The sequence below is a fragment of the Bradyrhizobium sp. CCBAU 53338 genome, from assembly GCF_015291665.1.
Classification (GTDB): Bacteria; Pseudomonadota; Alphaproteobacteria; order Rhizobiales; family Xanthobacteraceae; genus Bradyrhizobium.
The window spans coordinates 1,067,617-1,090,352 of record NZ_CP030048.1 but is presented as its reverse complement, the minus strand read 5'-3'; the positions used below and the strand labels follow the sequence as shown (position 1 = coordinate 1,090,352).

General features: G+C 64.6%; 22 protein-coding genes. 9 read left to right on the top strand and 13 right to left on the bottom strand.

The window, feature by feature from the left end; genetic code table 11:
• Window positions 1-41 precede the first annotated feature (41 nt).
• Window positions 42-1,007 carry an IS5 family transposase gene (locus XH90_RS05270; RefSeq protein ID WP_194476884.1) on the top strand — a complete coding sequence of 322 codons (966 nt, stop codon included), beginning with the start codon at window positions 42-44 and terminating at the stop codon, window positions 1,005-1,007.
• A 224-nt stretch (window positions 1,008-1,231) separates the two neighbouring features.
• Here XH90_RS05270 and XH90_RS05265 read toward each other — a convergent pair whose 3' ends face one another.
• Complete coding sequence (locus XH90_RS05265; protein WP_194479540.1) at window positions 1,232-1,501, bottom strand: hypothetical protein; 270 nt, start codon at window positions 1,499-1,501, stop codon at window positions 1,232-1,234.
• Between the two features lie 154 nt (window positions 1,502-1,655).
• Here XH90_RS05265 and XH90_RS05260 point away from each other — a divergent pair, with 154 nt between their 5' ends.
• Window positions 1,656-3,152 (top strand): sensor domain-containing diguanylate cyclase, encoded by a 1,497-nt coding sequence (locus tag XH90_RS05260; protein WP_194479539.1) that lies wholly within the window; start codon window positions 1,656-1,658, stop codon window positions 3,150-3,152.
• 5 nt (window positions 3,153-3,157) lie between these two features.
• Here XH90_RS05260 and XH90_RS05255 read toward each other — a convergent pair whose 3' ends face one another.
• Window positions 3,158-4,033: a UTP--glucose-1-phosphate uridylyltransferase gene (locus tag XH90_RS05255; protein WP_194479538.1), complete on the bottom strand. Its 876-nt coding sequence runs from the start codon at window positions 4,031-4,033 to the stop codon at window positions 3,158-3,160.
• A gap of 201 nt (window positions 4,034-4,234) precedes the next feature.
• Between XH90_RS05255 and XH90_RS05250 the strand changes: the two genes are divergently transcribed.
• Both XH90_RS05250 and XH90_RS05245 read left to right on the top strand, forming a co-directional pair.
• Window positions 4,235-5,653, top strand: coding sequence for a lytic murein transglycosylase (locus tag XH90_RS05250; protein ID WP_194482597.1), 1,419 nt, complete (start codon window positions 4,235-4,237; stop codon window positions 5,651-5,653).
• A gap of 149 nt (window positions 5,654-5,802) precedes the next feature.
• Complete coding sequence (locus tag XH90_RS05245; RefSeq protein ID WP_194479537.1) at window positions 5,803-7,482, top strand: SGNH family hydrolase; 1,680 nt, start codon at window positions 5,803-5,805, stop codon at window positions 7,480-7,482.
• 62 nt (window positions 7,483-7,544) lie between these two features.
• Here XH90_RS05245 and XH90_RS05240 read toward each other — a convergent pair whose 3' ends face one another.
• Both XH90_RS05240 and XH90_RS05235 read right to left on the bottom strand, forming a co-directional pair.
• Complete coding sequence (locus XH90_RS05240) at window positions 7,545-7,919, bottom strand: CsbD family protein (protein WP_194479536.1); 375 nt, start codon at window positions 7,917-7,919, stop codon at window positions 7,545-7,547.
• Between the two features lie 74 nt (window positions 7,920-7,993).
• Window positions 7,994-8,731, bottom strand: coding sequence for an SDR family NAD(P)-dependent oxidoreductase (locus XH90_RS05235; RefSeq protein ID WP_194479535.1), 738 nt, complete (start codon window positions 8,729-8,731; stop codon window positions 7,994-7,996).
• A 99-nt stretch (window positions 8,732-8,830) separates the two neighbouring features.
• Between XH90_RS05235 and XH90_RS05230 the strand changes: the two genes are divergently transcribed.
• A complete protein-coding gene (locus tag XH90_RS05230) occupies window positions 8,831-9,610 on the top strand; it encodes an SDR family NAD(P)-dependent oxidoreductase (RefSeq protein ID WP_194479534.1) in 780 nt (259 codons plus the stop codon).
• Between the two features lie 98 nt (window positions 9,611-9,708).
• Entirely contained in the window at window positions 9,709-10,596 is an 888-nt protein-coding gene (locus XH90_RS05225; protein ID WP_194479533.1) for a TauD/TfdA family dioxygenase, read from the top strand.
• Window positions 10,597-10,738: 142 nt separating this feature from the next.
• Here XH90_RS05225 and XH90_RS05220 read toward each other — a convergent pair whose 3' ends face one another.
• Window positions 10,739-11,383 (bottom strand): YqgE/AlgH family protein, encoded by a 645-nt coding sequence (locus XH90_RS05220; protein ID WP_194479532.1) that lies wholly within the window; start codon window positions 11,381-11,383, stop codon window positions 10,739-10,741.
• 142 nt (window positions 11,384-11,525) lie between these two features.
• On the opposite strand from XH90_RS05220, the gene XH90_RS05215 reads away from it, so the two are divergent.
• From XH90_RS05215 to XH90_RS05205, 3 genes are all read left to right on the top strand, one after another.
• Window positions 11,526-12,365: a protein-disulfide reductase DsbD domain-containing protein gene (locus XH90_RS05215; RefSeq protein WP_194479531.1), complete on the top strand. Its 840-nt coding sequence runs from the start codon at window positions 11,526-11,528 to the stop codon at window positions 12,363-12,365.
• Window positions 12,366-12,675: 310 nt separating this feature from the next.
• Window positions 12,676-14,043, top strand: coding sequence for an oligosaccharide flippase family protein (locus XH90_RS05210; protein ID WP_371748322.1), 1,368 nt, complete (start codon window positions 12,676-12,678; stop codon window positions 14,041-14,043).
• Window positions 14,044-14,238: 195 nt separating this feature from the next.
• Window positions 14,239-15,063, top strand: a complete 825-nt coding sequence (locus XH90_RS05205) for a sulfite exporter TauE/SafE family protein (RefSeq protein WP_194479530.1) — start codon at window positions 14,239-14,241, stop codon at window positions 15,061-15,063.
• 144 nt (window positions 15,064-15,207) lie between these two features.
• Here XH90_RS05205 and XH90_RS05200 read toward each other — a convergent pair whose 3' ends face one another.
• From XH90_RS05200 to cysG, 8 genes are all read right to left on the bottom strand, one after another.
• Window positions 15,208-15,996: a 3-hydroxybutyrate dehydrogenase gene (locus XH90_RS05200; RefSeq protein ID WP_194479529.1), complete on the bottom strand. Its 789-nt coding sequence runs from the start codon at window positions 15,994-15,996 to the stop codon at window positions 15,208-15,210.
• Window positions 15,989-17,173 carry a patatin-like phospholipase family protein gene (locus XH90_RS05195; protein ID WP_194479528.1) on the bottom strand — a complete coding sequence of 395 codons (1,185 nt, stop codon included), beginning with the start codon at window positions 17,171-17,173 and terminating at the stop codon, window positions 15,989-15,991. Before XH90_RS05195 ends, XH90_RS05200 begins: the two co-directional genes overlap by 8 nt.
• A gap of 89 nt (window positions 17,174-17,262) precedes the next feature.
• On the bottom strand, window positions 17,263-17,766 hold the full coding sequence (locus XH90_RS05190; protein ID WP_194479527.1) for a CAP domain-containing protein: 504 nt from the start codon (window positions 17,764-17,766) through the stop codon (window positions 17,263-17,265).
• A gap of 269 nt (window positions 17,767-18,035) precedes the next feature.
• Window positions 18,036-18,761, bottom strand: a complete 726-nt coding sequence (locus XH90_RS05185; RefSeq protein WP_194479526.1) for a phosphoadenylyl-sulfate reductase — start codon at window positions 18,759-18,761, stop codon at window positions 18,036-18,038.
• A complete protein-coding gene (locus XH90_RS05180) occupies window positions 18,758-19,273 on the bottom strand; it encodes a DUF934 domain-containing protein (RefSeq protein ID WP_194479525.1) in 516 nt (171 codons plus the stop codon). The genes XH90_RS05185 and XH90_RS05180 overlap by 4 nt, the downstream gene beginning before the upstream one ends.
• Entirely contained in the window at window positions 19,260-20,915 is a 1,656-nt protein-coding gene (locus XH90_RS05175; protein ID WP_194479524.1) for a nitrite/sulfite reductase, read from the bottom strand. Before XH90_RS05175 ends, XH90_RS05180 begins: the two co-directional genes overlap by 14 nt.
• Before the next feature lie 11 nt (window positions 20,916-20,926).
• Window positions 20,927-21,244 carry a DUF2849 domain-containing protein gene (locus tag XH90_RS05170; protein WP_194479523.1) on the bottom strand — a complete coding sequence of 106 codons (318 nt, stop codon included), beginning with the start codon at window positions 21,242-21,244 and terminating at the stop codon, window positions 20,927-20,929.
• Window positions 21,241-22,677 carry a siroheme synthase CysG gene (cysG, locus tag XH90_RS05165; RefSeq protein ID WP_194479522.1) on the bottom strand — a complete coding sequence of 479 codons (1,437 nt, stop codon included), beginning with the start codon at window positions 22,675-22,677 and terminating at the stop codon, window positions 21,241-21,243. Before cysG ends, XH90_RS05170 begins: the two co-directional genes overlap by 4 nt.
• Window positions 22,678-22,736 lie beyond the last annotated feature (59 nt).

Here is a 22,736-nt window from a genome sequence, read left to right as displayed (position 1 = left end):
TTCGCCAGTTGTGATTCCCTGCGGTTGAGCCTTTTGGGGGAATGACGATGGCGGTGAAGCAGACGGGACAGCCGAGCTTTGTAGATGCGCTGATGCCGAAGGGAGCCGGCGCCAATGCGTCGCTGGATCGGCTGGCCGGCCTGGTCAAGTGGTACCGGTTCGAGAAGCTGATCGGCCATTTGCGGGACGAGAAGGGACCCGGTCAGCCGGGGTACGCGGTGTTGGTGCTGTTTCGGGCGCTGCTGTTGCAGTCGCTCTATGGTCTTTCGGACCGCGAGCTTGAGGAAGCGCTGAGCGACCGGCTGTCGTTCAAGCGCTTCGTTGGTCTGAGCCTCGAGGATGCGACGCCCGACCATACGGTTCTGAACCGTTTCCGGAATCAACTCATCGAACAAGGCCTGCTGGAGAAGTTGTTTGGCGAGCTGGACCGCCAGCTTGAGAATGCTGGTGTCATCCTCAAGCGCGGCACGATGCTCGACGCGACCCTGATCCAGGCCGTCTCAGCTCCTCCCAAGGAGGATCGTCCATCAAACGACCCAGACGCCCGGTTCACCAAGCGACAGGGCAAGGGTGGTTCGACCTTCGGCTACAAGGCTCACATGGGTGTCGACGAGGGATCCGGTCTGATCCGCTCAGTCCTGACCACGCCCGCCAATATCAACGATACAACGCCAGCCGACGAACTGATCCGCGGCGACGAAGCCGTGGTATGGGCCGATGCGGCCTACGACACCCACGCCCGGCGGGCGCGGCTGAAAGCGGAAGGCAAGAAGCCCCGCATCGCCCGCCGTCCCAACAGGCATCACCCGGAACTGCCGCCGAGGCTCAAACGCTACAACCGTCTCATCGCACGACGACGGGCAACGGTGGAGACAACCTTTGCCACCCTCAAACGTCGGATGCGGCTCACCTGCATCCGATACGTCGGTCTCGCCAAGGCACGCGGACAAGTCCTGCTTGCCTCCATCGCGTTCAATATGAGGCGGTGGGCCACGATCGCCGCCTGACGCCCATCAAGGGCGCAAAATACAGCTTCGGCCCGACAATCGGGGCCGACAACGCCCTCTCTCCTTACGTCTCCCGCATCAAAAGGCAGTAGCGCAACAGGCCCCTTGTGGGAGAGGGTCCGCGAGGCCAAATCGCGCAGCTGAATATGCCGAACCAACCCATCATCCGGCGCTTCGCACCACCTTCTCCCACAAGGGGAGAAGCGAAGAACAGAGACTGCCCTCTACCCCGGCCTGCGCCGGTCCGTCTTCATCTTCGTGAACCGCACGCTCTGGCCATCCGGCATCCGGACAGCCTTGAAGCCCGCGGCGAGGCAGGCTTCGCGCTGGGGCATCTGGATGTCGGGGCTGCGCAGACTGTCCCACCATGAGGCACGGTTGGCCGCGCGCGGCAGGGCGGCGCCGATGATCTCCTCGATCTGCTCGAAGCTCAGTACGAATTCAGTCTGCTTCTGCCGCAGCAGGTAATCGCGCAATGGGTCGTAGTCGTTCACACGATGGTCCTCTCGTCCGGAGCCGGATCAGCAGGTCAAGCCTGCCGGAAACCGTCAGCCGCTTAAACCGTTTCTTAACTCATCGCGGCAGCGTCGTCGCGGCTTAAACACTACGCAAGATTTCAGGCGCATCCAGTAGTATCGGGAGCAAACGATGCTGTCTGGATGGCGCGAAGCCATGGCCCTTCGGCCGTGGCGCATTTCGGCGAAGCTGCTGATCATGACGTCCGTCGTGACGGTGATCGGCTTTTCCGCCATCTGCTTCAACGTCATGCTCGACATGCGCCGCGGCGAGGAGGCGCTGGCCCGCCAGACCCTGGAAAACCTGGCGACCACGATCGACGCCGACATCAGCCGCAACATCGAGGTCTACGACCTGTCGCTGAAGGCGGTCGCCAGCAACGTGCTGCTGCCCGAGATCGCCTCGGTCTCGAAACCGATCCGCCAGCTCATCCTGTTCGATCACGCCACCACCGCAAAGCATTTCGGCGCCGTCCAGGTGTTCGATGCGGACGGCAACCTCACCATCGATGCCTCGACGCTCGATCCGGTCGCGGAAAATCGCAGTAGCGAGGAGTATTTCACCGTTCACCGCGACAATCCCAACGCGGGCCTTTTCATCAGCCGCCCGATGCTGTTCCGCGGCGCCTATTCGATCGTGCTGAGCCGGCGCCTCAGCGATACCGACGGCGGCTTCCTGGGTGTCGTCGCCGGTTCGATCCGCTTCAGCTATTTCCACGAGTTGTTCGAGCGGCTGAGCCTCGACCCCGAGGATACCATCACCGTGCTCAAGCGCGACCGCACCATCATGATGCGGCGCCCGTTCGATCTCGACATCATCGGCAAGAACCTGGCCGCGCTGCAGGACTGGAGGTCGGACAATCTCAAGGCCGGCGGATCCTACGCCGGAAAGGGACCGGTGGACGTGACGCCGCGACTCTATGTGCGCAGCAGCGGTTCTGGTCCGTTGTTTGTGGTGGCGGGAAAACCGCTGGCTGCCGTATTCGAGCTCTGGCAAAAGGAAGCCTATCGCATCGGCGCCGTGGTCCTGGTGCTCGCGCTGTTCGTGCTGGGATCGGCGATCGTGCTCGCGCGCGAGATCAGCCGGCGCGCGGATGCCGAAAGCAAGCTCGAGGAGATGGCGACCACGGACGCGCTCACGGGCCTGCGCAACCGCCGCAAGTTCGACCAGGTGATCGACGCCGAATGGCGCCGCGCGACGCGACAGAAGACGCCGGTCGCGCTGCTGATGATCGATGCCGATCACTTCAAGGCCTATAACGACACGTTCGGCCACCAGGCCGGCGACCAGGTGCTGGTCGGCATCGCCATCTGCATCTCGGATTCGGTGCGGCGTGCCGGCGACTGCGCCGCGCGCTATGGCGGCGAGGAGTTCGCCGTGCTGCTGCCGAACACGCCAGCCGCCGAGGCCTTCAAGATCGCCGAGACGATCCGCGGCAAGGTGCAGGGCTGGTCCGACGGCGGGACGGGATCGACCGTCTCCTGCGGCATCGCCAGCCTCACGCCCAGTGCAGGCATGGACTGGGCCGTCCTGGTCGCCGCCGCCGACAAGGCGCTCTATGCCGCGAAAGCCGGCGGGCGCAACCAGTCGGTGGTCGCGAGCCTGCCGAAGCTGTCGCTGGTGGCCTGAAGGGCCTACTGCCCGAGATACTTCTTCATCTCCGCGATCAGCCCCTCGCGCAGCTCCGGGCGCTTGAGCGCGTAGGCTATGTTGGCGCGGAGAAAGCCGGGCTTGGAGCCGCAGTCATGGCGCTCGCCCTCGAACTCGACGCCGTAGAATTTTTGCGACTTGGCGAGGCCGATCATGGCGTCGGTGAGCTGGATCTCGCCGCCTGCGCCGCGCTCCTGGGTCTCCAGGATCTTGAAGATCTCCGGCTGGAGAATGTAGCGACCGGTGATCGAGAGGTTGGAGGGCGCGGTGCCCTTGGCCGGCTTCTCGACCATGCCGTCGACCTCGAACATCTTGCCGGTGCGTTTGCCGACGCCGCAGATGCCGTATTGATGGGTGAGATGGTCGGGCACCGCCTCGACCGCGATCAGGTTGGATTTCTCGCCGAGCGTTGCAGCGGTCTCGATCATCTGCTTCAGGCAGCCGGGCGAATTGAGCACGAGTTCATCGGGCAGCACCACCGCAAACGGCTCGTTGCCGACGATGTCGCGCGCGCACCACACCGCATGGCCGAGGCCGAGCGGCGCCTGCTGGCGGGTGAAGCTGACGGCGCCGGCCTCCGGCTGGTTCTGTGCCAGAATTTCCTGCTCGGCCTTCTTGCCGCGCGCTGCCAGCGTGGCGTCGAGCTCGAACATCCTGTCGAAATGATCTTCGATGACGTTTTTGTTGCGGCCGGTGACGAAAATGAAGTGCTCGATGCCGGCTTCCCGCGCCTCGTCATAGACGTACTGGATCAGCGGCTTGTCGACGATGGTGAGCATTTCCTTCGGCATGGCCTTGGTGGCGGGCAAAACGCGGGTACCGAGGCCGGCGACGGGAAATACAGCTTTGCGGATTTTCATGGGATTGATCGAATACCTTGGAGCGCAGGTGAAGGAAGCAATGGCGTCTTGCTAGCCGTTTTGCAGCCGGTAACAAAGGCGGATGTAGGGCTTCGCGTCTGGAATTGAGAAAAGGCCACCACCGAAATTTCACCTTTGTTAAGATATTGGCAACCGTAACGAGGCCTCCTGATGGCGAATTTTCGGCCGGACGGATGGGACATGATGCAATCGGTGGCAGGACTGGCGGCAAGGCTGGTGACAAGACAGGCAAGACGGGCGGGATATGTCGCCGGCGCAGCAATGATTGCGGTCGCGCTGCTGCTCCCTGCGTCCGCGCAGGCCCAAGGGCAACAGGGGCAAAACGGCCTGTCAAAACTGTTCGGCGGTATTTTCTCCGGCGCGGACCCGGCACCGTCGCAACCCGCACCCACCCCAGGCGGCGCGCAACCCTGGAGTGGCGAGGACGGTGCCTCCGGCCATCCGCTGATGACGGCGGCCGCGATCCGCGAGGCGGCCGGCAATTTCGACAATTGCGTCGCGAGCATGTGGCCCGATGCCGCACGGCGCAACATCAGGCAGGAGAATTTCCAGCGCTTCACCGCCGGGCTGACACCCGACCTGCGCATCATGGACCTGATGGATTCGCAGCCCGAGTTCACCAAGTCGATCTGGGACTATCTCGACATTCTCGTGAACGACAACCGCCTCGCCAAGGGCAAGGAGATCCTCGCCAGGTATAAGGCGCAGTTCGACGCGACCGAGAAGGCCTATGGCGTCGACCGCTACATCATCGCAGCGATCTGGGGCATCGAGTCCAATTATTCGACGCAGATGGGCGACCGCAGCGTGCTGCAATCGACGGCAACACTCGCCTGCATCGGTCGCCGCCAGGCCTATTTCAGGGATGAGTTCCTCTCGGCGCTGGAGATCCTCAACCGCGGCGATCTGCGCCCCGAGCAGATGCGCGGCTCCTGGGCCGGCGCGTTCGGCCCGACCCAGTTCATGCCGACCGCGTTCAAGCGCTTCGCCGTGGACGGCGACGGCGACGGACGGCGCGACGTCGTCGACAATCCGACCGACCTGATCGCCTCCACCGCAAACAACCTGAAGAAAGACGGCTGGCAGAGCGGCCAGACCTGGGGCTACGAGGTCACGGTGCCGCAGGGTTTCAATTACATGCTGGCCGACCGCGCCAAGATGATGACGATCGCGCAGTGGGAGAAGCTCGGGCTCAAGCGGCCGACGGGCCAGCCGTTCCCGCATCCGGCGGAGAAAGCCTATCTGCTGGCGCCCGCAGGTGCGCAGGGACCCGGCTTCCTGATGCTCCAGAATTTCCGTGTCATCATGAAGTACAACCCGGCCGAGGCCTATGCGATGGCGATCGGCCATTTCGCCGACCGCCTGCGCGGCGGGCAGCCCTTCGTGCAACCCTGGCCGCGGCAAGAGCGCGAATTGTCCCGCACCGAGCGGCTGGAACTCCAGCAGCTGCTGGCCCAGCGGGGCTTCTACAAGGGCACCCCGGACGGCCAGTTCGGCGGCATGACACGAGACGCGCTGCGCAACTTCCAGGTCTCGATCGGGCTCCCTGCCGACGGGTTTGCCACCTCCGACGTGCTGGACCGGCTGCGCGGGCGGTAAAAACGGCCTGAAAGTAACCCTAGGCGGCGATTCTGGCCGATCGGCGGTGTATTGCCCCGGGAAACTGCAAGAGAATTTGCCCGTTTGGCGCCCGATTCCGCTATTATACCGAGCCAATCCCAGACCCAATTGCGCGCGCCCGAGATCGCATGTCGAAGCCAAAATCCTTTTTCAAGGCGCTGACCGAGACCGGCCCGCTGATCGCGCTGGTGACGGCGCTTGCGATCCTGGTCTCGGTCGCGGGACCGGCGTCGGCGCAGTTCTTCAACTTCCCCGGCTTCGGCGGCCCGCCGCAGCGCCAGGCGCCGCCACGCAGCGGCGGCGGTTGGTTCGGCGGCGATTTCTTCGCGCCGTTTCAGCAGCAGCAGCAGCAGGCCCCACGCCAGGATTTTTCGCGTGCGCCGGGGCCCGCCAAGCGTGAGACCGTTGCCGACAAGAACGTGCTGGTGATCGGCGACGCCATGGCCGACTGGCTCGCCTATGGCCTAGAAGACGCCTACACCGAGCAGCCCGACATGGGCGTGATCCGCAAGCACAGGACCACCTCAGGCCTGATCAGGTACCAGCCGAAGGGCGAGCCCTCGGACTGGGCGGCGGCCGCAAGGGGCATTCTGGAGACCGAGAAACCCGACGTGATCGTCGTCATGCTCGGCCTCAACGACCGCATGGCGATCCGCGAGGCTGTCGAGAAATCCGACAAGGACAAGAAGAACGAGAAGGGGGCGCGCGGGGCCAAGCAGCAAGGCAAACCGGGTGAGACCAAGCCCGACACGGCCGCCAAGCCCGAGGACAAGCCAGCGGCGGATACCGACCTGCCCCAGGACGACGCCGACAACGCCGACACGCCGGCGGCCGTGCCCGAGAAGACCGCGCGCCATCCGAACGGCCTCTACGAATTCCGCGACGACCACTGGGTCGAGCTCTACAGCAAGAAGATCGAGGAGCTTGCGAACGTCCTGAAAGCCAAGGGCGTGCCGGTGCTCTGGGTCGGCCTGCCCGCGATCCGCGGGCCGAAGGGCACCGCGGACATGCTGTTCCTGGATTCGCTCTATCGCGAAGGCGCGGCCAAGGCCGGCATCACTTATGTCGACATCTGGGATGGCTTTGTCGACGAAGCCGGTCGCTTTCTGCAGAAGGGCCCCGACTTCGAAGGCCAGATCCGTCAGTTGCGCAGCGCTGACGGCGTCTATTTCACCAAGCCCGGCGCGCGCAAGCTCGCGCACTATGTCGAGCGCGAGATCACGCGCTTGCTGGCGGGCCGCTCCGGCCCGATCGCGCTGCCGAGCGAGCCGGGAACGCCTGACACCAGCGCCGAGCCCGGCAAGCCCGCGCCGCGGCCGCTCGCAGGCCCGATCGTGCCGCTGGTCGCGGCCTCGATCTCGACCGATCAATTGCTGGGTGGACCGGGCACGCGTCCCGCCGCCGTCGATGCGCTCGCCGCCAGGACGCTGGTGAAGGGCGAGCCGCTCGCAGCGCCCGCGGGCCGAGCCGATGATTATTCCTGGCCGCGCCGCGAAGTCGGCCGCGAGCAGGCCAAGGGCGATACGCCCATGGCCGTGACGACACCTGATGGTGGCGCTGCGGCTCCGAGTGCGGCCGGCGCGCCGGGCGCAGCCGCTGCGATCGTGCCGCCCAAACCGCCCGCACCGAGGAGGCCGACGCCACCGCCGCAGCAGCCCGCGCAGGCAACGCCGTCCTTGCGTGATTTCTTCGGCTTCGGCGCGCCGCAACCCGCGCCGCGTCAGCTGGCGCCGCCGCCACGCAATCCGAATCCTGCGATCCCGCGTCCGCCGGGCAATGTCGGGCGTTCGGCGGAAGTGGTTCGGTAATTGTCGATTTGAGATGTCATTCCGGGGCGCGCGAAGCGCGAGCCCGGAATGACGGACGGCCGTCAGCCGTAATAGCGCCAGCGCGGCGGGGGACGACGCGCGGGGCGTGACATCAGAAGCGCGAGCGCGAAGCCGATGCCGCCGGCGACCAGCAGCGCGCCGAGCGGATTGTCCTGCACCTTCTTCGACAGCGCCTGCGATCCATCGCGAAGCGTCTCGCCGCTGTTCTCATAGGCGTCCTTGGCGTAGCCAGTGGCGGTGTCCGCGGCGTCTCGCACCGCGTCCTTGGCCTGTCCGTAGAGATTCTGCACGGTGCCGGCGGCTTCGCGCGCCTTGCCCGAAGCCTGTGTCTGCGTATCGCCTGCCATGTCTCCGATGGCACCTTCTGCGCGTCCGGCAAATTCCTTGGCCGATCCGACGATCCTGTCCTTGTCCATGATGCTCCTCCTGGGGGTCTGCCCAAGTAACCGATCAGGAGGAGCGCAGTTCCACGGCCGCTGAGAGTTTGGCCCTAGAGAATGAGCCCGCCATCGACCACGAGCGTCTGTCCAATCATGTACGAAGACAGCGGCGAGGCCAGGAACAATGCGGCGCCCGCCATGTCGGCCGGCGTGCCCAACCGCCGCAGCGGAATGCGCGACAACGCACCCTCGAGCCGCTTGGGATTGTCGGTCGTCACCTTCGTCATCTTGGTGTCGACGAGACCGGGGGCGATACCGTTGACGCGGATGCCGTCCTCCGCCCACGCCTCGCCCAGCGTCCGCGTCAATCCGACCGCGCCGGTCTTCGACGCGTTGTAGGCGGGATTGCCCATGGTGGAATGGTAGGCTGCGGTCGAGGACACCATGATCAGCGCGCCTCTGGAATCCCGCAACATGGAATGAAACCGCGTCGCGCAGGCCATCAGGCTCATGAGATTCACTTCGACGACCTTGCGGAAGCCGGCCATCTCGAACTCGCCGCGGCGATAGATCACCGCGCCTTGCGCGAGCACCAGGATGTCGAGCCGATCGAACGACGGCTTGAACGCTTCGATCGCAACGGGGTTGCTGACGTCGAGCTGCGAATAAGCAAGCCCGGTGAGATCGGAGCCCTCCTCCGCAGAATATTCCGCTGCGCGAGCGCGTGTGCCGCAAACGGCAACCGCCGCGCCTCTCGCGCGAAAAGCTTGCGCAATGCCGTTGCCGATACCGCTGGAACCACCGATCACCAGCACCTGCTTGCCTGAGAAATCGAGTTCGTTCGCCATCGCGGCCTCCCCTTTTGTCTTGCTTGTTTGACCTGTCTGCGGATCGATGCCAGCCTTGTCCATCTCAAAACAAGAAACAAGAGACCGCGAGGAAACACGATGTCGGAATCCAAGCAGCTCAGCCGCTCCGTGCAGGGCCTCACCGTTCTCGTCACCGGCGCCGCCAGCGGCATGGGGCGCGCCACCGCGCACGTGTTCGCAGCCGAAGGCGCCAACGTCGCCGTCACCGATTACGACGAGCAAGGCGCACAGACGGTTGCCAAGGAGATCGCGGCCAGCGGCGGAACGGCGAAGGCATGGAAGCTCGACGTCGCCGACGGCGGCGAGATCAAGCGCGTGGTTGGCGATGTCGCCGCGCATTTCGGCGGGCTCGATATCGTCGTCAACAATGCCGGCATCTCCGTGCGCGTCGCGATCGACGACGAGGCTTACGAAGACGCCTGGGCCAAGGGCATCGCCGTGATGTTGACGGCCCATCCCCGCATCATCCGCGCCGCGCTGCCGCATTTGCGCAAATCGAAGTCGCCGCGCATCGTCAACATCGCGTCGACCGAAGCGCTCGGCGCGACAGCGTTGCACAGCCCGTACTCCGCGGCAAAAGGTGGCGTCGCGAGCCTGACACGCTCGCTCGCGGTCGAGCTCGGCCGGGAGGGTATCACCGTCAACTGCATCTGCCCGGGCCCGATCCGCACCGCCATCACCGAGCGCATCTCGGAAGAGCACAAGACCATCTACGCCAAGCGCCGCACCGCACTCGGCCGCTACGGCGACCCTGAAGAGGTCGCGCACATGACGCTGAGCCTGTGCCTGCCGGCGGCGTCGTTCCTGACCGGCGCGGTCATTCCGGTGGACGGCGGGTTGATGGCACGCAACGCGTGAGAGCCATGCGCGCCGAGCGTTGACAACGCCGGGCGCGGGAGTAGCCTTTTTCTCCGGCAGAGCGGGACCAACCGCTCGCGGTTCGCGGGAGAAACGCCATGACGATCGCCATCCGGCAGCTTCAGACGCATTTTGTCGGCGAGGTTTCCGGCCTCGACCTGCGCAAGCCGCTCACGCAGAATGAGGCCCGCGAGGTCGAGTCCGCCATGGACAAATACGCGGTGCTCGTATTCCACGACCAGGACATCACCGACGAACAGCAGATGGCTTTTGCACTGAACTTTGGTCAGCGCGAGGATGCCCGCGGCGGCACGGTGACGAAGGAAAAGGACTATCGCCTCCAGTCCGGCCTCAACGACGTCTCCAATCTCGGCAAGGACGGCAAGCCGCTCGCCAAGGACAGCCGCACGCATCTGTTCAATCTCGGCAACTGCCTGTGGCACTCCGACAGCTCGTTCCGCCCGATCCCGGCAAAATTCTCGCTGCTGTCGGCGCGGGTGGTGAACCCGAAGGGCGGCAACACCGAATTTGCCGACATGCGCGCGGCCTATGACGCGCTCGACGACGAGACCAAGGCCGAGATCGACGATCTCGTCTGCGAGCACTCGCTGATGTATTCGCGGGGCTCGCTCGGCTTCACCGAATATTCCGACGACGAAAAGGCGATGTTCAAGCCTGTGCTGCAGCGGCTGGTGCGGACCCATCCCGTTCACCGCCGCAAGTCGCTGTATTTGTCATCTCACGCCGGCAAGATCGTGGGCATGAGCGTGCCGGAAGGACGGCTGCTGCTGCGCGACCTCAACGAGCACGCGACGCAAGGCGAGTTCGTCTACGTCCACCGATGGAAGCTGCATGATCTCGTCATGTGGGACAACCGCCAGACCATGCACCGCGTCCGCCGCTACGACCAGTCCCAGCCCCGCGACATGCGCCGGGCGACGGTGGCGGGCACCGAGCCGACGGTGCAGCAGCAGGCGGCGGAGTAGCGAGAGGCGCGTCACACACCGCTGTCGTCCCGGACAAGCGCGCCCTTAGGCGCGCGCCGTTCTGGACGACGCTACGCGTTGCCAGAGGCTGCGCTTGTCCGGGACGACAGTTGAGGATGTTGCGACGGCTGCGACACCAAGCTTACGCGTGCCCGGCCTCGTTCGACAGCATGCCGGGATCGATGCCGATCTTGCGCAGCGCGCGACCGTATTTCTCGTCGACGTCGTCGCCGAAGATCAGATCCGCGTCCGCATCGCAATGCAGCCAGCCATTGCTCTGGATTTCGGTTTCGAGCTGGCCGGGCGCCCAGCCGGCATAGCCGAGAGCAAGAATGGCGTGCTTGGGGCCGGAGCCGTTGGCGATCGCGCGCAGGATGTCGACGGTCGCGGTGAGGCAGACGCCGTCGTCGATCCGCAGCGTCGCGTGCTCGATGTAGAAATCGCTGGAATGCAGCACGAAGCCGCGGCCGGTATCGACCGGGCCGCCGGCCAGCACTTTCATGCTTTCGGCATTTTGCGGCAGCTTGATGTGCTCGCCCTTCTTGATGATGCCGAGCTGCTCGAGGAGCTCCGGGAAATCGATGCTGCCAGCCGGGTGATTGACGATGATGCCCATCGCGCCCTCGGCGGAGTGGGCGCAGAGATAGATCACCGAGCGCTCGAAGCGGGAGTCGCCCATGACAGGCATCGCGATCAGGAGCCGGCCGTCGAGATAACCGGCCGAACTGGGGAGCGCAGGGCCTGCGCCGCGGGTGCTTTCGCCCGTCCGTTTGCCTGTGGGAGCCATCGGTAAAGCACTCCGGTTTCAATTCCTATCCTGATGTCGGGCCGGTCCGCTGTCAAATCAAGGCTTGCCGAGACTTGATTCGAGTGCATCCATCACAAGCAATTCAATGGTTTGCCGAGATGCGACCCTGTAAAGACGTGCCATGCTGACAAGAGTTCCCCTGCGTGCGGCGATTGGCGTCGCGACAACCTTGCTTGCGTCGTCGCTGGCGATGGGCGCCCATGCCGACGACGCGTCACAATGGCAGCGCGACGGCCATTCCGCGGTACGGCTGCTCGCGGGATCGCGCAGCGGCGCGGTGCTACTCGGCGGTATCGCGTTCCAGCTCCAGCCCGGCTGGAAGACCTATTGGCGCATGCCGGGCGACTCGGGCGTTCCGCCGCGGTTCGACTTCTCCAGGTCGGACAATGTCGAGGCGGTGACCGTGATGTGGCCGGCGCCGCTGAAATTCGACGACGGCGCTGGCGGCCATTCGATCGGCTATCACGACCAGATCGTGCTGCCCTTGCGCATCGTCGCCAAGGCCGCCGACAAGCCGGTGACGCTGCGCGCCGAGATCAACTACGCCGTCTGCGAAAAGCTCTGCATCCCCGTCGAGGCCAATATCGAGCTCGGCTTCAACAACGTCGCCTCCACCGAAGACGCCAATTTGCGCTCGGCGCTGGACACGGTGCCGAAGCCCGCAAATGTCGGCGATCCCAATCCGCTGACCATCCGCGACATCAAGCGCGACGGGCCCAAGAACGTGGTGGTCGACGTCGTCGCCCCCGAGAACAGCAAGGTCAATCTGTTCGTGGAGGGGCCGACGCCCGAATGGTCGCTGCCGATTCCAGATCCGGTCGAGCACAGCCCGCCCGGCGTGAAGCGATTTTCCTTCGAACTCGACGGATTGCCGCCGGGTGCCAAGCCCGACGGCGCAGCGCTGAAATTCACGCTGGTCGGGCCGGAGAAATCGTACGAGTTCAATACGAATCTGGAGTGAGCGTTGTCTTGGACAACGCGAGTGAGTTGCCCTGCTGGCACGGCAAGTTCAGCAGTCATCCCGGACAAGCGTAGCGAAGCGGAGCGTCGATCCGGGATCCATGACCAGGGAGTGGATTGGCGAAGATTCGGAGTTACCGGCTGCGCGCGACAACTTCTCCCTGGGGGTATGGGTCCCCGCCTTCGCGGGGACGACAGGTGAGGATGAGGCAATAGCGCCCCACCCAACCGAATCTTAACGAATGGTTGCTAAGCCCCAAGCGTGCCGCAACAAGCCCGCCGCAACATGCGGGACGCGTGGGGATCCCGACTTGGCCGTGATGGATGCAGAACCCGCAACGACCGGACCGGCAGGGCTGATCGCACGGCTGCGTGCGAAGCTGACGGGCGGCTCGAGCGAGGCGTCGCTGACACGGCGGCTGGCCGGCACCATCTTCATCATCCGCGTCATCAGCGCGGGCCTCGCCTATTTTTCACAGGTGTTGCTGGCCCGCTGGATGGGCACGTCCGACTACGGCATCTATGTCTACGTCTGGACCTGGGTGCTGCTGCTCGGCAGCATGATGGATTTCGGCATCTCGGCCTCCGCGCAGAAGATCATTCCGGAGTATCGCGCCAGCGGTGACCATGCGTTGCTGCGCGGCTTCCTCTCCGGCAGCCGCTGGCTGGTCCTTGCTGTCTCCATGCTGGTCTCACTCGCGCTTGCCGGCATCGTCAAGCTGCTGTCGCCGTGGATCGATCCGGCCGAAGAGCTGCCGCTCTATATCGGTTGCATGACCCTGCCCGCCTTCGTCGTCGCCAACACCCAGGACGGCATCGCGCGCTCGCATGACTGGATGCAACTCGGCCTGATGCCGCAATTCATCATCCGCCAGACCCTGATCATCGGCATCACGGCTTCCGCCTTCCTGCTCGGCTATCATCTCGGCGCGGTCGCCGCGATGGTCGCAAGCGCCGGTGCCGTGTGGATCGCAATGACCGGGCAGATGGTGGTGCTGAACCGCAGGCTCGCCGATCACATCGCGCCCGGCCCCAAGGCTTACGACATCGGCGGCTGGCTCGCGGTCTCGCTGCCGATCCTGCTGGTCGAGAGTTTCTATCTGCTGCTGTCCTACACCGACGTGCTGGTGCTTCAGCAATTCCGTCCCTCCGACGAGGTCGGCGTCTACTTCGCCGTTGTGAAGACACTGGCACTGGTGTCCTTCATCCACTACGCGATGTCGGCGACGACGGCGCATCGTTTCGCCGAATACAACGCCAGCGGCGACAAGGCGCGGCTTTCGGCCTACGTCGCGCATGCCATCGTCTGGACGTTCTGGCCCTCGCTCGCCGCGACCGCCGTGCTGCTCGCGCTCGGCAAGCCGCTGCTCTGGCTGTTCGGACCACAATTCGTGATCGGCTACGACATCATGTTCGTCGCTGCAATCGGTCTCGTTGTGCGCGCCGCGATCGGTCCGGTCGAGCGGCTCCTCAACATGCTCGGCCAGCAGAAGATCTGCGCCCTCGCATACGCGCTCGCATTCGTCATGAACGTCGTGCTTTGCATCGCGCTGGTGCCGCACTTCGGCGGGCACGGCGCTGCGGCCGCGACCTCGCTCTCGCTGACCTTCGAGACCGTACTGCTGTTCTGGATCGTGCGGCAGCGGCTAGGTCTGCACGTGCTGGCGTTTGGTAAATAGGTCCGACGCATCTGTCCTTGGTCGCCCACGCGGGGGAGGACTGTTTCGCGATCAGCCCGAGAACAAGGCGAAACACCTCTCGTTCCCCGCACCGTAGTACGATTTTCTTATTTCGGCCAAACTGTTGCACTCCGGGGAAAGTTTATTCTACGTCATATTGCCCAACTGACGAGATGAACCTAGATTCCCCCTGACATGATTGATCCACTCTACGTCGCCTCGGGATTTGCCGTCGGCCTGCTTGTCGGGTTGACCGGCGTGGGAGGCGGCTCGTTGATGACGCCGCTCCTGATCCTGCTGTTCGGCATCCATCCGACCACCGCCGTCGGCACCGACCTGCTCTATGCCGCCGCCACCAAGACCGGCGGCAGCGTGGTGCATGGCTGGTCGCGGAGCGTGCACTGGCCCGCGGTGCTGCGGCTGGCCTGCGGCAGCATTCCGGCAAGCGCGCTGACGCTGCTGGTGTTGTGGAAGCTCGATCTCCGGGGCGATACCGAGCGCGATCTGGTCAATCTGGTGCTGTGCTTTGCGCTGCTCCTGACCGCGACCTCGCTGATCTTCCGCAAGTCGATCATGGAGCGCTATCGCCGCCGCATGAAGCAGGTCAGCGAGCGCACCACGGTGGTTGCGACCGTCGTGACCGGAATTGTCCTCGGCGTGCTGGTCTCGATTTCGTCGGTCGGCGCCGGCGCGGTCGGCGTGACCGTGCTGCTGCTGCTCTACCCGCGCCTGCCGATGGCAACCATCGTCGGCTCCGACATCGCGCACGCCGTGCCGCTGACGCTGGTGGCCGGCATCGGCCACTGGATGCTCGGCTCGGTCGACTGGGGCCTGATGGGCGTGCTGCTGCTGGGCTCGCTGCCCGGCATCATCATCGGCAGCTACAGCGCGACGCGCGTGCCGGAAACGGTGCTGCGCGTGGCGCTCGCCAGCGTTCTGGTCGTGGTCGCCAGCAAGATCATGTTCGCGGAGCTCAACCTGCAATCCGCGATCGTGACGGCGCTGGCCTGGAGCCATTGAACGGCAAGCTGCCACCTCGGTTTCGGTGGCATCGCCTGCGAAAGCGGGCGATCCAGTGTTCGGAGACAGTTGAGCCGAAAGGCCTCGGCGCACTGGATGCCCCGCTTTCGCGGGGCATGACAGCAGCCAAATAAGTCGGCGCCGTTACTCCGCGGTCCAGCCGCCGTCGATCGACAGGTTGGTGCCGGTGATCTGCGCAGCATCGTCGCTGCACAGGAACAGCGCGAGCGCTGCGACCTGCTCCGAGGTCACGAACTCCTTGGTCGGCTGCGCGTCGAGCAGCACGTCGTTGATGACCTGCTCGCGCGTGAGGTTACGTGCCTTCATCGTATCGGGGATCTGCTTCTCGACCAGCGGCGTCCAGACATAGCCGGGGCTGATGCAGTTGCAGGTAATCTTGCTGGTCGCAACTTCCAGCGCGACGGTCTTGGTCAGGCCGGCGATGCCGTGCTTGGCCGACACGTAGGCCGACTTGAACGGGGAGGCGACCAACGAGTGCGCCGAGGCGGTGTTGATGATGCGGCCCCAGCCCTTCTTCTTCATGCCGGGGACAGCGGCGCGAATGGCGTGGAAGGCCGAGGACAAGTTGATCGCGATGATCTGGTCCCACTTTTCCGGCGGGAATTCCTCGATCGGCGAGACGAACTGGATGCCGGCATTGTTGACCAGGATGTCGACCGAGCCGAACGACTTCTCGCCGAGCGCGATCATCCCGGCGATCTCGGCCGGCTTGGTCATGTCGGCGGGCGAGTAAACCGCCTTCACGCCGAAATCGGACTCGATCTTCGTGCGCTCCTTCTCGATGTCCTCGGGTGAACCGAAACCGTTGATGACGACATTGGCGCCCGCGGCGGCAAAGGCGCGCGCATAAGCAAGGCCGATGCCGCTGGTCGAGCCGGTTACGACGGCGTTCTTGCCTGATAGACTACCCATCTTGTTCGCTCCTTTTTGGCGGGGGCGCGGTGACGTCCCCCGTGAGATCGTAGGTCACCATGGTCTCGCCGGACTGCGGCTTCTCGAGCCAATCCTTGTGACGCATCGACAGATGCACGTCGCGCACGCCGCTTTCCCAATGCTCGACCATGGCGACATGCGAGAAGTCATAGTCCTTGGACGAGGATTCGTAGTTCTTGCTGCGATAGATCAAGTGCACCACGGTAACGGTGCTTTCGCGCGATACCTTTGCGAGGAATTCGACCGACGGGTCGTTCTTCAGATAGTCAGGCAGCTTGCCGATCAGGTCGCGCACGGCCCTGCGGGCGTTGTGCAGCTGCTTGTTCTTGTCGGTGTTCATCCGCGTGCGGCTGGAGAAGCGGATGTCCTTCTCGCGCTCGGTGGCCTCGAGCAGCGAGTTTGGCAGATCGCCGCGCGCGCTGAACAGATCGACCTGGAAGATCAGCATGTCGCGATCGGTTTCGGCATCGAGCACGAAGTCGAGCGGCGTGTTGGAGGCGATGCCACCGTCCCAGTAATGTTCGCCGTCGATCACGACCGACGGGAAACCCGGCGGCAGTGCGCCGGAAGCCATGACGTGCTCGGGGCCGATTTTCTTGCCGAGTTTCTTGAACTCGTAATTGTCGAAATACTTGAAATTGCCGGAGGTCACACCGACGGCGCCGACCGACAGGCGGGTCTTGAGGTCGTTGATACGATCGAAGTCGACGAGCCGCTCCAGCGTCTTCTTCAGCGGCGCCGTGTCGTAATAGCTCTCTGCTTGCGGGCTGCCCGGCGGCCAGAGCGGCGCGGGCGGGAGGCGCGGCGTGAAGAAGCCGGGCACGCCGAAGGTCGCGATCAGCGCGGCGCTGGTGGAATTGAACAGCTCGCGGCTGTGATCGCTCTTGCCGATCGGTTTCCACGGCACCGGAGCGGACACCATCTCCCAGAATTCCTTGAGCCGCTTGACGCGGGTCGGGCCCTCATTGCCGGCGATGATGGCGGCATTGACCGCGCCGATCGAGATACCGGCAACCCATTCCGGCTCGAAGTCGAAATGGCACAGCGCCTGGTAAGCGCCCGCCTGGTACGAGCCGAGCGCACCACCGCCCTGGAGAACCAGGACGCGCTGCGCCTTCGCGGGGACTGTTGCGACTTCCGGGCTGTGATCGGTCATGCGGGGGACATCAACAAATAATCGCAAAAGGCGAGCCACCGTGGCGACAGTCTGCCGCGGCGTCAATGCATCCCGGGATCAAGTCTGGCTTATCGGGGGTCGGTCGACGCCAGAATCATGGTCCAGAACACCTTGTACTTGGTGCCCGGAGCATAGCTCGCCGCTATGCCCAATTTTGTGACACCGCTCTTGAGCATGTTGGCGCGGTGCGGAGGCGAGTCGCGCCAGCCGGAAAACGCTTCCGCCAGCGTATGATAGCCGGCCGAGATGTTCTCGACCGCCACGGTCGCGGGATAGCCGCCGGCGGCCAGGCGTTTGCCCAGCGGCGCGCGGACGTCGTGGTCCATCTTGTTGGCAGCGGCCATGGCGTTGGACTGGGATTCGGCAAGCCGCATCAACTCGGGGTCGACCTCGACGGTGCCGAGCCCGTTGTTCTGGCGGTATTGCGAGATCATGATCGCGGCGGCAGGCGCATCGAGCTTGGCGCCCGGGACCGACATGTCGGCATACATCGACGGCTGCTGGACCGGCGCTTCATTGCCGGCGCAGCCGACGAGAAGCAAAGTGAGAAGGATCGCGGCCGCAGCGCGCATGTAGGGGCCCCCAAATGAGGGGCCGTTGTTGCATACCAACCGTGGCTGAAAGGTGAATTTTGAGGAAAATCGTGCCTTTCATTCCGGGGCGCGCACTTGCGCGAACCCGGAATCTCGAGATTCCGGGTCTGGTCCTTCGGACCATCCCGGAAATGACGGTGCCTTAACTGGCAAACATGCGGTGCGGCGGGGCTGGAAGCCGGTCATGTCGCCTAGTACTCAGTTCCCTGTCGCGAGGGATATTGGCCTCAAGGCTTGGCGCGACTGCGCTAGGAGGTCTTCATCGTGTGGATGCCGCATTCCGTCTTGGCGCGGCCACGCCAGCGACCTGCGCGCTCATCCTCGCCCTCGGCCGTTCTGCTGGTGCAAGGCATACACCCAACCGAGCGAAAACCGGATGCGGCAAGGGGATGACGCGGCAGTTTGGCACCAACGAAGATAGCCTCGAGTTCCTCGCGTGAGACATTGGCGAAGGGATTGAACTTCAGCCGCACACCGTCGTCCTCGACGACTGGAATGTCGGCGCGGGCGTTACCCTGGAAGCGCTTGCGGCCGTTGAGCCAGGCATCGAACGGCTTGAGTGCACGCGCCAGCGGCTCGACCTTGCGAATACGGCAGCAGGCATCGGGATCGGAGAACCAGAGCTCACGGTCGGGATCCTCGCGCGACAGCGTCTCCTCGGCCGGCTTGATGGAGCGGACGTCCTCCAGGCCCAGCGTCGCGATCAGCGTGTCGCGATAGGCCAGCGTCTCCTCGAACAGCCAGCCGGTGTCGAGGAAGATCACCGGAATCGCCGGATCGACATCCGCCATTACCTTGAGCAGCGTTGCCGATTCCGTTCCGAACGACGACACCAGGGCGAGCTTCTCGCGCCCGACCGCCTTCAGCGCCGCGGCGACGACTTCTGCAGGTGAGGCATCGCGCAACGCACGATCGAGCTCCGCTGCCGACGGCAGCGCAGAGACGGACGAGACCTGGGGCAGAACCGCGTTCACGTGCCGACACCCTCGGAATGACGCAGCTGCATACGCCGGTGCAGCGCCGTGATCCGGCCGTCGCCGGTCGGCTGATAGAACACCGAATAGCGTTTCGCCGTCTGCATGAAGGCTTCTGCGTCAGCCTGCTTCTTCACCTCGAAGGAGTCGAAGCCGGCGCGCAGCATGAACACGAACTGATCGCGCAGGATCTGGCCGGTCGCGCGCAATTCGCCGCGATAATTGTAACGCTCGCGCAGCAGGCGCGCCTGGCTGTAGGCGCGGCCGTCACGGAAGGTCGGGAACACCAGCGCGACGGCGGCGATCCTGCCGAGATAGGGCACGAGCTCGTCGATGTCGCGGTTGTTCGGCCAGATCACGCCGACCTTGCCGGTGCGCTTGAGCAGCGCATCCGCCTCGGCGATGAAACGCTCAGCCGGCACCAGGACGTCGCCGCTCTCGGGCAGCGGCGTGTCGACGGCCAGCTTGACGAAACTATCGTCGGCGATTTTTCCGCCGTTAACGAGTGGCATAGACGCGCTCCTTGAAGGGTTCGACACCGAGCCGCTTCACCGTGTCGATGAACAGCTCTTCGGGCCGCTCGCGCAGCGCAAGATAGGCTTCCACGACGTCTTCGATGACGTCGGCGACCTCGTCGAACTTGACGCCGGGGCCGATCAGATTGCCCAGCGCCGCGCCCTCGTCGGCACGGCCGCCGATGGTGATCTGGTAGACCTCCTCGCCGTTCTTCTCGACGCCGAGAATGCCAATGTGGCCGACATGGTGGTGACCGCAGGCATTGATGCAGCCGGAGATGTTGATGTGGAGCCGGCCGATCAGGTTCGCGAGCTCGTGGTTGGCGAAGCGCCGCGTCAGTTCCTGCGCGATCGGGATCGAGCGCGCGTTCGCCAACGAGCAGTAGTCGAGACCGGGACAAGCGATGATGTCCGTGATCAGATTGACGTTGGGCGTCGCCAGCCCGAGCTTGTCGAGCGCCTTCCACAGCGCCGGCAGGTCCCGCTTGGCGACGTGCGGCAGTGCCAGGTTCTGCTCGTGGCCGACGCGGATCTCGCCAAAGGAATATTTGTCGGCGAGATCGGCCAGCGCGTCCATCTGATCCGCCGTGGCGTCGCCCGGAGGTGCGCCGATCGGCTTCAGCGAGATGGTGACGATGGAATAGCCCTGCACCTTGTGAGGGGCGACCGAGTTCTTGCGCCACACCTCGAAGTCGGCATCGGCCGCGGCCTGACGCAGCTCGTCCGGCATATGCGGCAGCTTTTCGTAAGCGGGGTAGGTGAAGCGCGAGCGGATGTCCTCGATCACCTCGTCGTCGATCTGGAGCGAGGAGTTGCGGATGTGTTGCCACTCCTCCTCGACCTCGCGCGAGAATTTCTCGATGCCGAGCTCGTGCACCAGTATCTTGATGCGTGCCTTGTAGATGTTGTCGCGGCGGCCGTACTGGTTGTAGACGCGCAGGATAGCCTCGATGTAGCTGAGGATATCGCGGCCGTGCACGAAGTGCTTGATGGTCTTGCCGATGAACGGCGTGCGGCCGAGGCCGCCGCCGACGAGCACCTCGAAGCCGGTCTCGCCCTTCTCGTTCTTGATCAGCTTCAGCCCGATGTCGTGGATCTTGATCGCGGCGCGGTCGTGGTCCGACGCGGTGATCGCAATCTTGAACTTGCGCGGCAGGAACGAGAACTCAGGATGCAGTGTGGTGTGCTGGCGGATCAGCTCCGACCAGATGCGCGGATCCTCGATCTCGCCCGGCGCGACGCCGGCCCACTGGTCCGAGGTGACGTTGCGCATGTTGTTGCCGGAGGTCTGCATCGCATGGATGCCGACCCTGGCGAGATCTTCCAGGGCGTCCGGCAACTCGGCGAGCTTGATCCAGTTGAACTGGATGTTCTGCCGGGTGGTGAAGTGGCCGTAGCTGCGGTCGTACTTGCGTGCGACATGGGCCAGCGCCCGCAGTTGGTTCGTCGCCAGCGTTCCGTAAGGAATCGCGACGCGGAACATGTAGGCGTGCAATTGCAGATAGACGCCGTTCTGCAGGCGCAGGATCTTGAACTCGTCCTCGGTGAGCTCGCCGGAGAGGCGGCGCTTCACCTGGTCGCGGAACTCCGAGACGCGCTCGTTGACGAGCGTGCGGTCGATTTCGTCGTAAGCGTACATAAGCGAATGCCTTAAGCCTGGGCCGACTGACCGATGGTCACGCCGGTGCGGCGGATCTGTTCGCGCAGATTGCCCGGTTCGATCTTGCCGTCCGCGCCGACCTGCACCGGGGCGATATAGGGACCGATCGCGCCGACGTCATCGGCGACCGACTCTGCAAGCAAGGCCTTGGCGTCGTCCGAGTTGCGCACGATCGCGGCTTCCGAGAGGTCCGCGGACCAGCTCCTGGCAGCGGTGCGGTACACCACGATGCCGTCCCAGGTACGGTTGGCGGTCACAACCGAGGGGCCGGCGATTTTGATCTTCTTCTGTTCAAGCGGGGAGGTCATTCGGCTGCATCCAATAGGTCAGAGATGATTTGAGCTGGGTTTTTCTTGGAGGGTTGGCGGAGAAGCGAACCGGCATGCCGGACCACGTCGCCGATGACGAGGATGGCGGGACCGCCATCGGTCTGCCGTACGAGCTCCGGCAGGTCGCGCAGCGTGCCGATCGCGCCTTGCGCGTCGGGACGCGTCACGCGGGCAAACACGCCGACGGGTGTCTCCGGCGAGCGGCCGGCGGCGAACAGCCCGGCACGGATCGCGGGCGCAGCGGTTATGCCCATGTAGACCACGACAGTCATCTTGGTGTCGGTCAGCGTCGACCAATCCACGGCCTCAGCATCGCGTGCCTTGTGCGCGGTGAGGAAGGTGATGCGGGTCGCTTCATGGCGATAGGTCAGCGGCACTTCGAACTCGGCGGCACCGCCGAGTCCGGCGGTGATGCCGGGAATGATCGAATAGGCGACGCCGGCAGCGCGAAGCGCTTCCACCTCTTCGCCGCCGCGGCCGAACACGAAGGGATCGCCGCCCTTCAGCCGCACCACGCGCTGGCCGGCTTGCGCGGCCTCGATCATGCGCTTGTTGATGGCGTCCTGGCCGATGCCGGGCTTGCCGACGCGACGGCCCACTGCCACGCGCGTCGTATCGCGGCGGATGCGATCAAGGATCTCTGGTGAAACCAGCTCGTCGTGGAAAACGATGTCGGCATCCTGGAGCGCGCGCAGGGCCTTGATGGTGAGGAGGTCGGGATCGCCGGGACCGGCGCCGACCAGCGCAACGGAGCCGTCCGGCTTGTCGGCTCGTGCGAAACCGGACGGATCGGCAATCGCCTTGAGCGCGGCATCCGCGTCGGCCCTGCGGCCCGCGAGCACGGACGCTCCGATCGGACCGTCGATGACGCGCTCCCAGAAGCGGCGGCGCAGCGGAAACTCGGCAATGCGCTCGTTGATGGACTTGCGGAAGCCGCCGATGAACTCGGCGAGTTCGCCGATGCGCGCCGGCAGCAGCGCCTCGATCTTCTCGCGCACGCGCCGCGCCACCACCGGCGAGGTGCCGCCGGTGCCGACCGCGACCACGACGTCGCCGCGATCGACGATGGCAGGGAAGATGAAGCTGGAATGTTCGAGATCGTCCATGACGTTGACGGGCAGGCCGAGCGATTTTGCCCGCGCCGACATCGCCACACCAACATCGCCCGCGCCCGCGCAGACGATCGCAATGACGCCCGAGAGATCGGCGGTGAGCGGATCGGCGGTGGCGGTCTCGATACGCGCAGCGCCTTCGGAACTCAGACCCAGCTCATGATTACCATCGATCGCATGCACGCGGATGCGCGCACCGGCGGCGGCAAGCACGCGCAATTTTGCGCGCAAAAGCTCACCCGCGCCGATGAGGACCACCGGACCGGCCTTGAGATCGAGGAACACCGGCAAGAACCGCATGCGATACTCGCTTCCCCCACATCCGGGGTTGACTGGAATTATTTTCTATATATGTGTCG

What these genes read in the sequence shown, in the direction of transcription:
- XH90_RS05270 (WP_194476884.1), top strand. Translation starts at nt 42, where the DNA reads ATGACGATGGCGGTGAAGCAGACGGGACAGCCGAGCTTTGTAGATGCG.
- XH90_RS05260 (WP_194479539.1), top strand. Translation starts at nt 1,656, where the DNA reads ATGCTGTCTGGATGGCGCGAAGCCATGGCCCTTCGGCCGTGGCGCATT.
- XH90_RS05255 (WP_194479538.1), bottom strand. Translation starts at nt 4,033, where the DNA reads ATGAAAATCCGCAAAGCTGTATTTCCCGTCGCCGGCCTCGGTACCCGC.
- XH90_RS05250 (WP_194482597.1), top strand. Translation starts at nt 4,235, where the DNA reads ATGATGCAATCGGTGGCAGGACTGGCGGCAAGGCTGGTGACAAGACAG.
- XH90_RS05245 (WP_194479537.1), top strand. Translation starts at nt 5,803, where the DNA reads ATGTCGAAGCCAAAATCCTTTTTCAAGGCGCTGACCGAGACCGGCCCG.
- XH90_RS05240 (WP_194479536.1), bottom strand. Translation starts at nt 7,919, where the DNA reads ATGGACAAGGACAGGATCGTCGGATCGGCCAAGGAATTTGCCGGACGC.
- XH90_RS05235 (WP_194479535.1), bottom strand. Translation starts at nt 8,731, where the DNA reads ATGGCGAACGAACTCGATTTCTCAGGCAAGCAGGTGCTGGTGATCGGT.
- XH90_RS05230 (WP_194479534.1), top strand. Translation starts at nt 8,831, where the DNA reads ATGTCGGAATCCAAGCAGCTCAGCCGCTCCGTGCAGGGCCTCACCGTT.
- XH90_RS05225 (WP_194479533.1), top strand. Translation starts at nt 9,709, where the DNA reads ATGACGATCGCCATCCGGCAGCTTCAGACGCATTTTGTCGGCGAGGTT.
- XH90_RS05220 (WP_194479532.1), bottom strand. Translation starts at nt 11,383, where the DNA reads ATGGCTCCCACAGGCAAACGGACGGGCGAAAGCACCCGCGGCGCAGGC.
- XH90_RS05215 (WP_194479531.1), top strand. Translation starts at nt 11,526, where the DNA reads ATGCTGACAAGAGTTCCCCTGCGTGCGGCGATTGGCGTCGCGACAACC.
- XH90_RS05205 (WP_194479530.1), top strand. Translation starts at nt 14,239, where the DNA reads ATGATTGATCCACTCTACGTCGCCTCGGGATTTGCCGTCGGCCTGCTT.
- XH90_RS05200 (WP_194479529.1), bottom strand. Translation starts at nt 15,996, where the DNA reads ATGGGTAGTCTATCAGGCAAGAACGCCGTCGTAACCGGCTCGACCAGC.
- XH90_RS05195 (WP_194479528.1), bottom strand. Translation starts at nt 17,173, where the DNA reads ATGACCGATCACAGCCCGGAAGTCGCAACAGTCCCCGCGAAGGCGCAG.
- XH90_RS05190 (WP_194479527.1), bottom strand. Translation starts at nt 17,766, where the DNA reads ATGCGCGCTGCGGCCGCGATCCTTCTCACTTTGCTTCTCGTCGGCTGC.
- XH90_RS05180 (WP_194479525.1), bottom strand. Translation starts at nt 19,273, where the DNA reads ATGCCACTCGTTAACGGCGGAAAAATCGCCGACGATAGTTTCGTCAAG.
- XH90_RS05175 (WP_194479524.1), bottom strand. Translation starts at nt 20,915, where the DNA reads ATGTACGCTTACGACGAAATCGACCGCACGCTCGTCAACGAGCGCGTC.
- XH90_RS05170 (WP_194479523.1), bottom strand. Translation starts at nt 21,244, where the DNA reads ATGACCTCCCCGCTTGAACAGAAGAAGATCAAAATCGCCGGCCCCTCG.
- cysG (WP_194479522.1), bottom strand. Translation starts at nt 22,677, where the DNA reads ATGCGGTTCTTGCCGGTGTTCCTCGATCTCAAGGCCGGTCCGGTGGTC.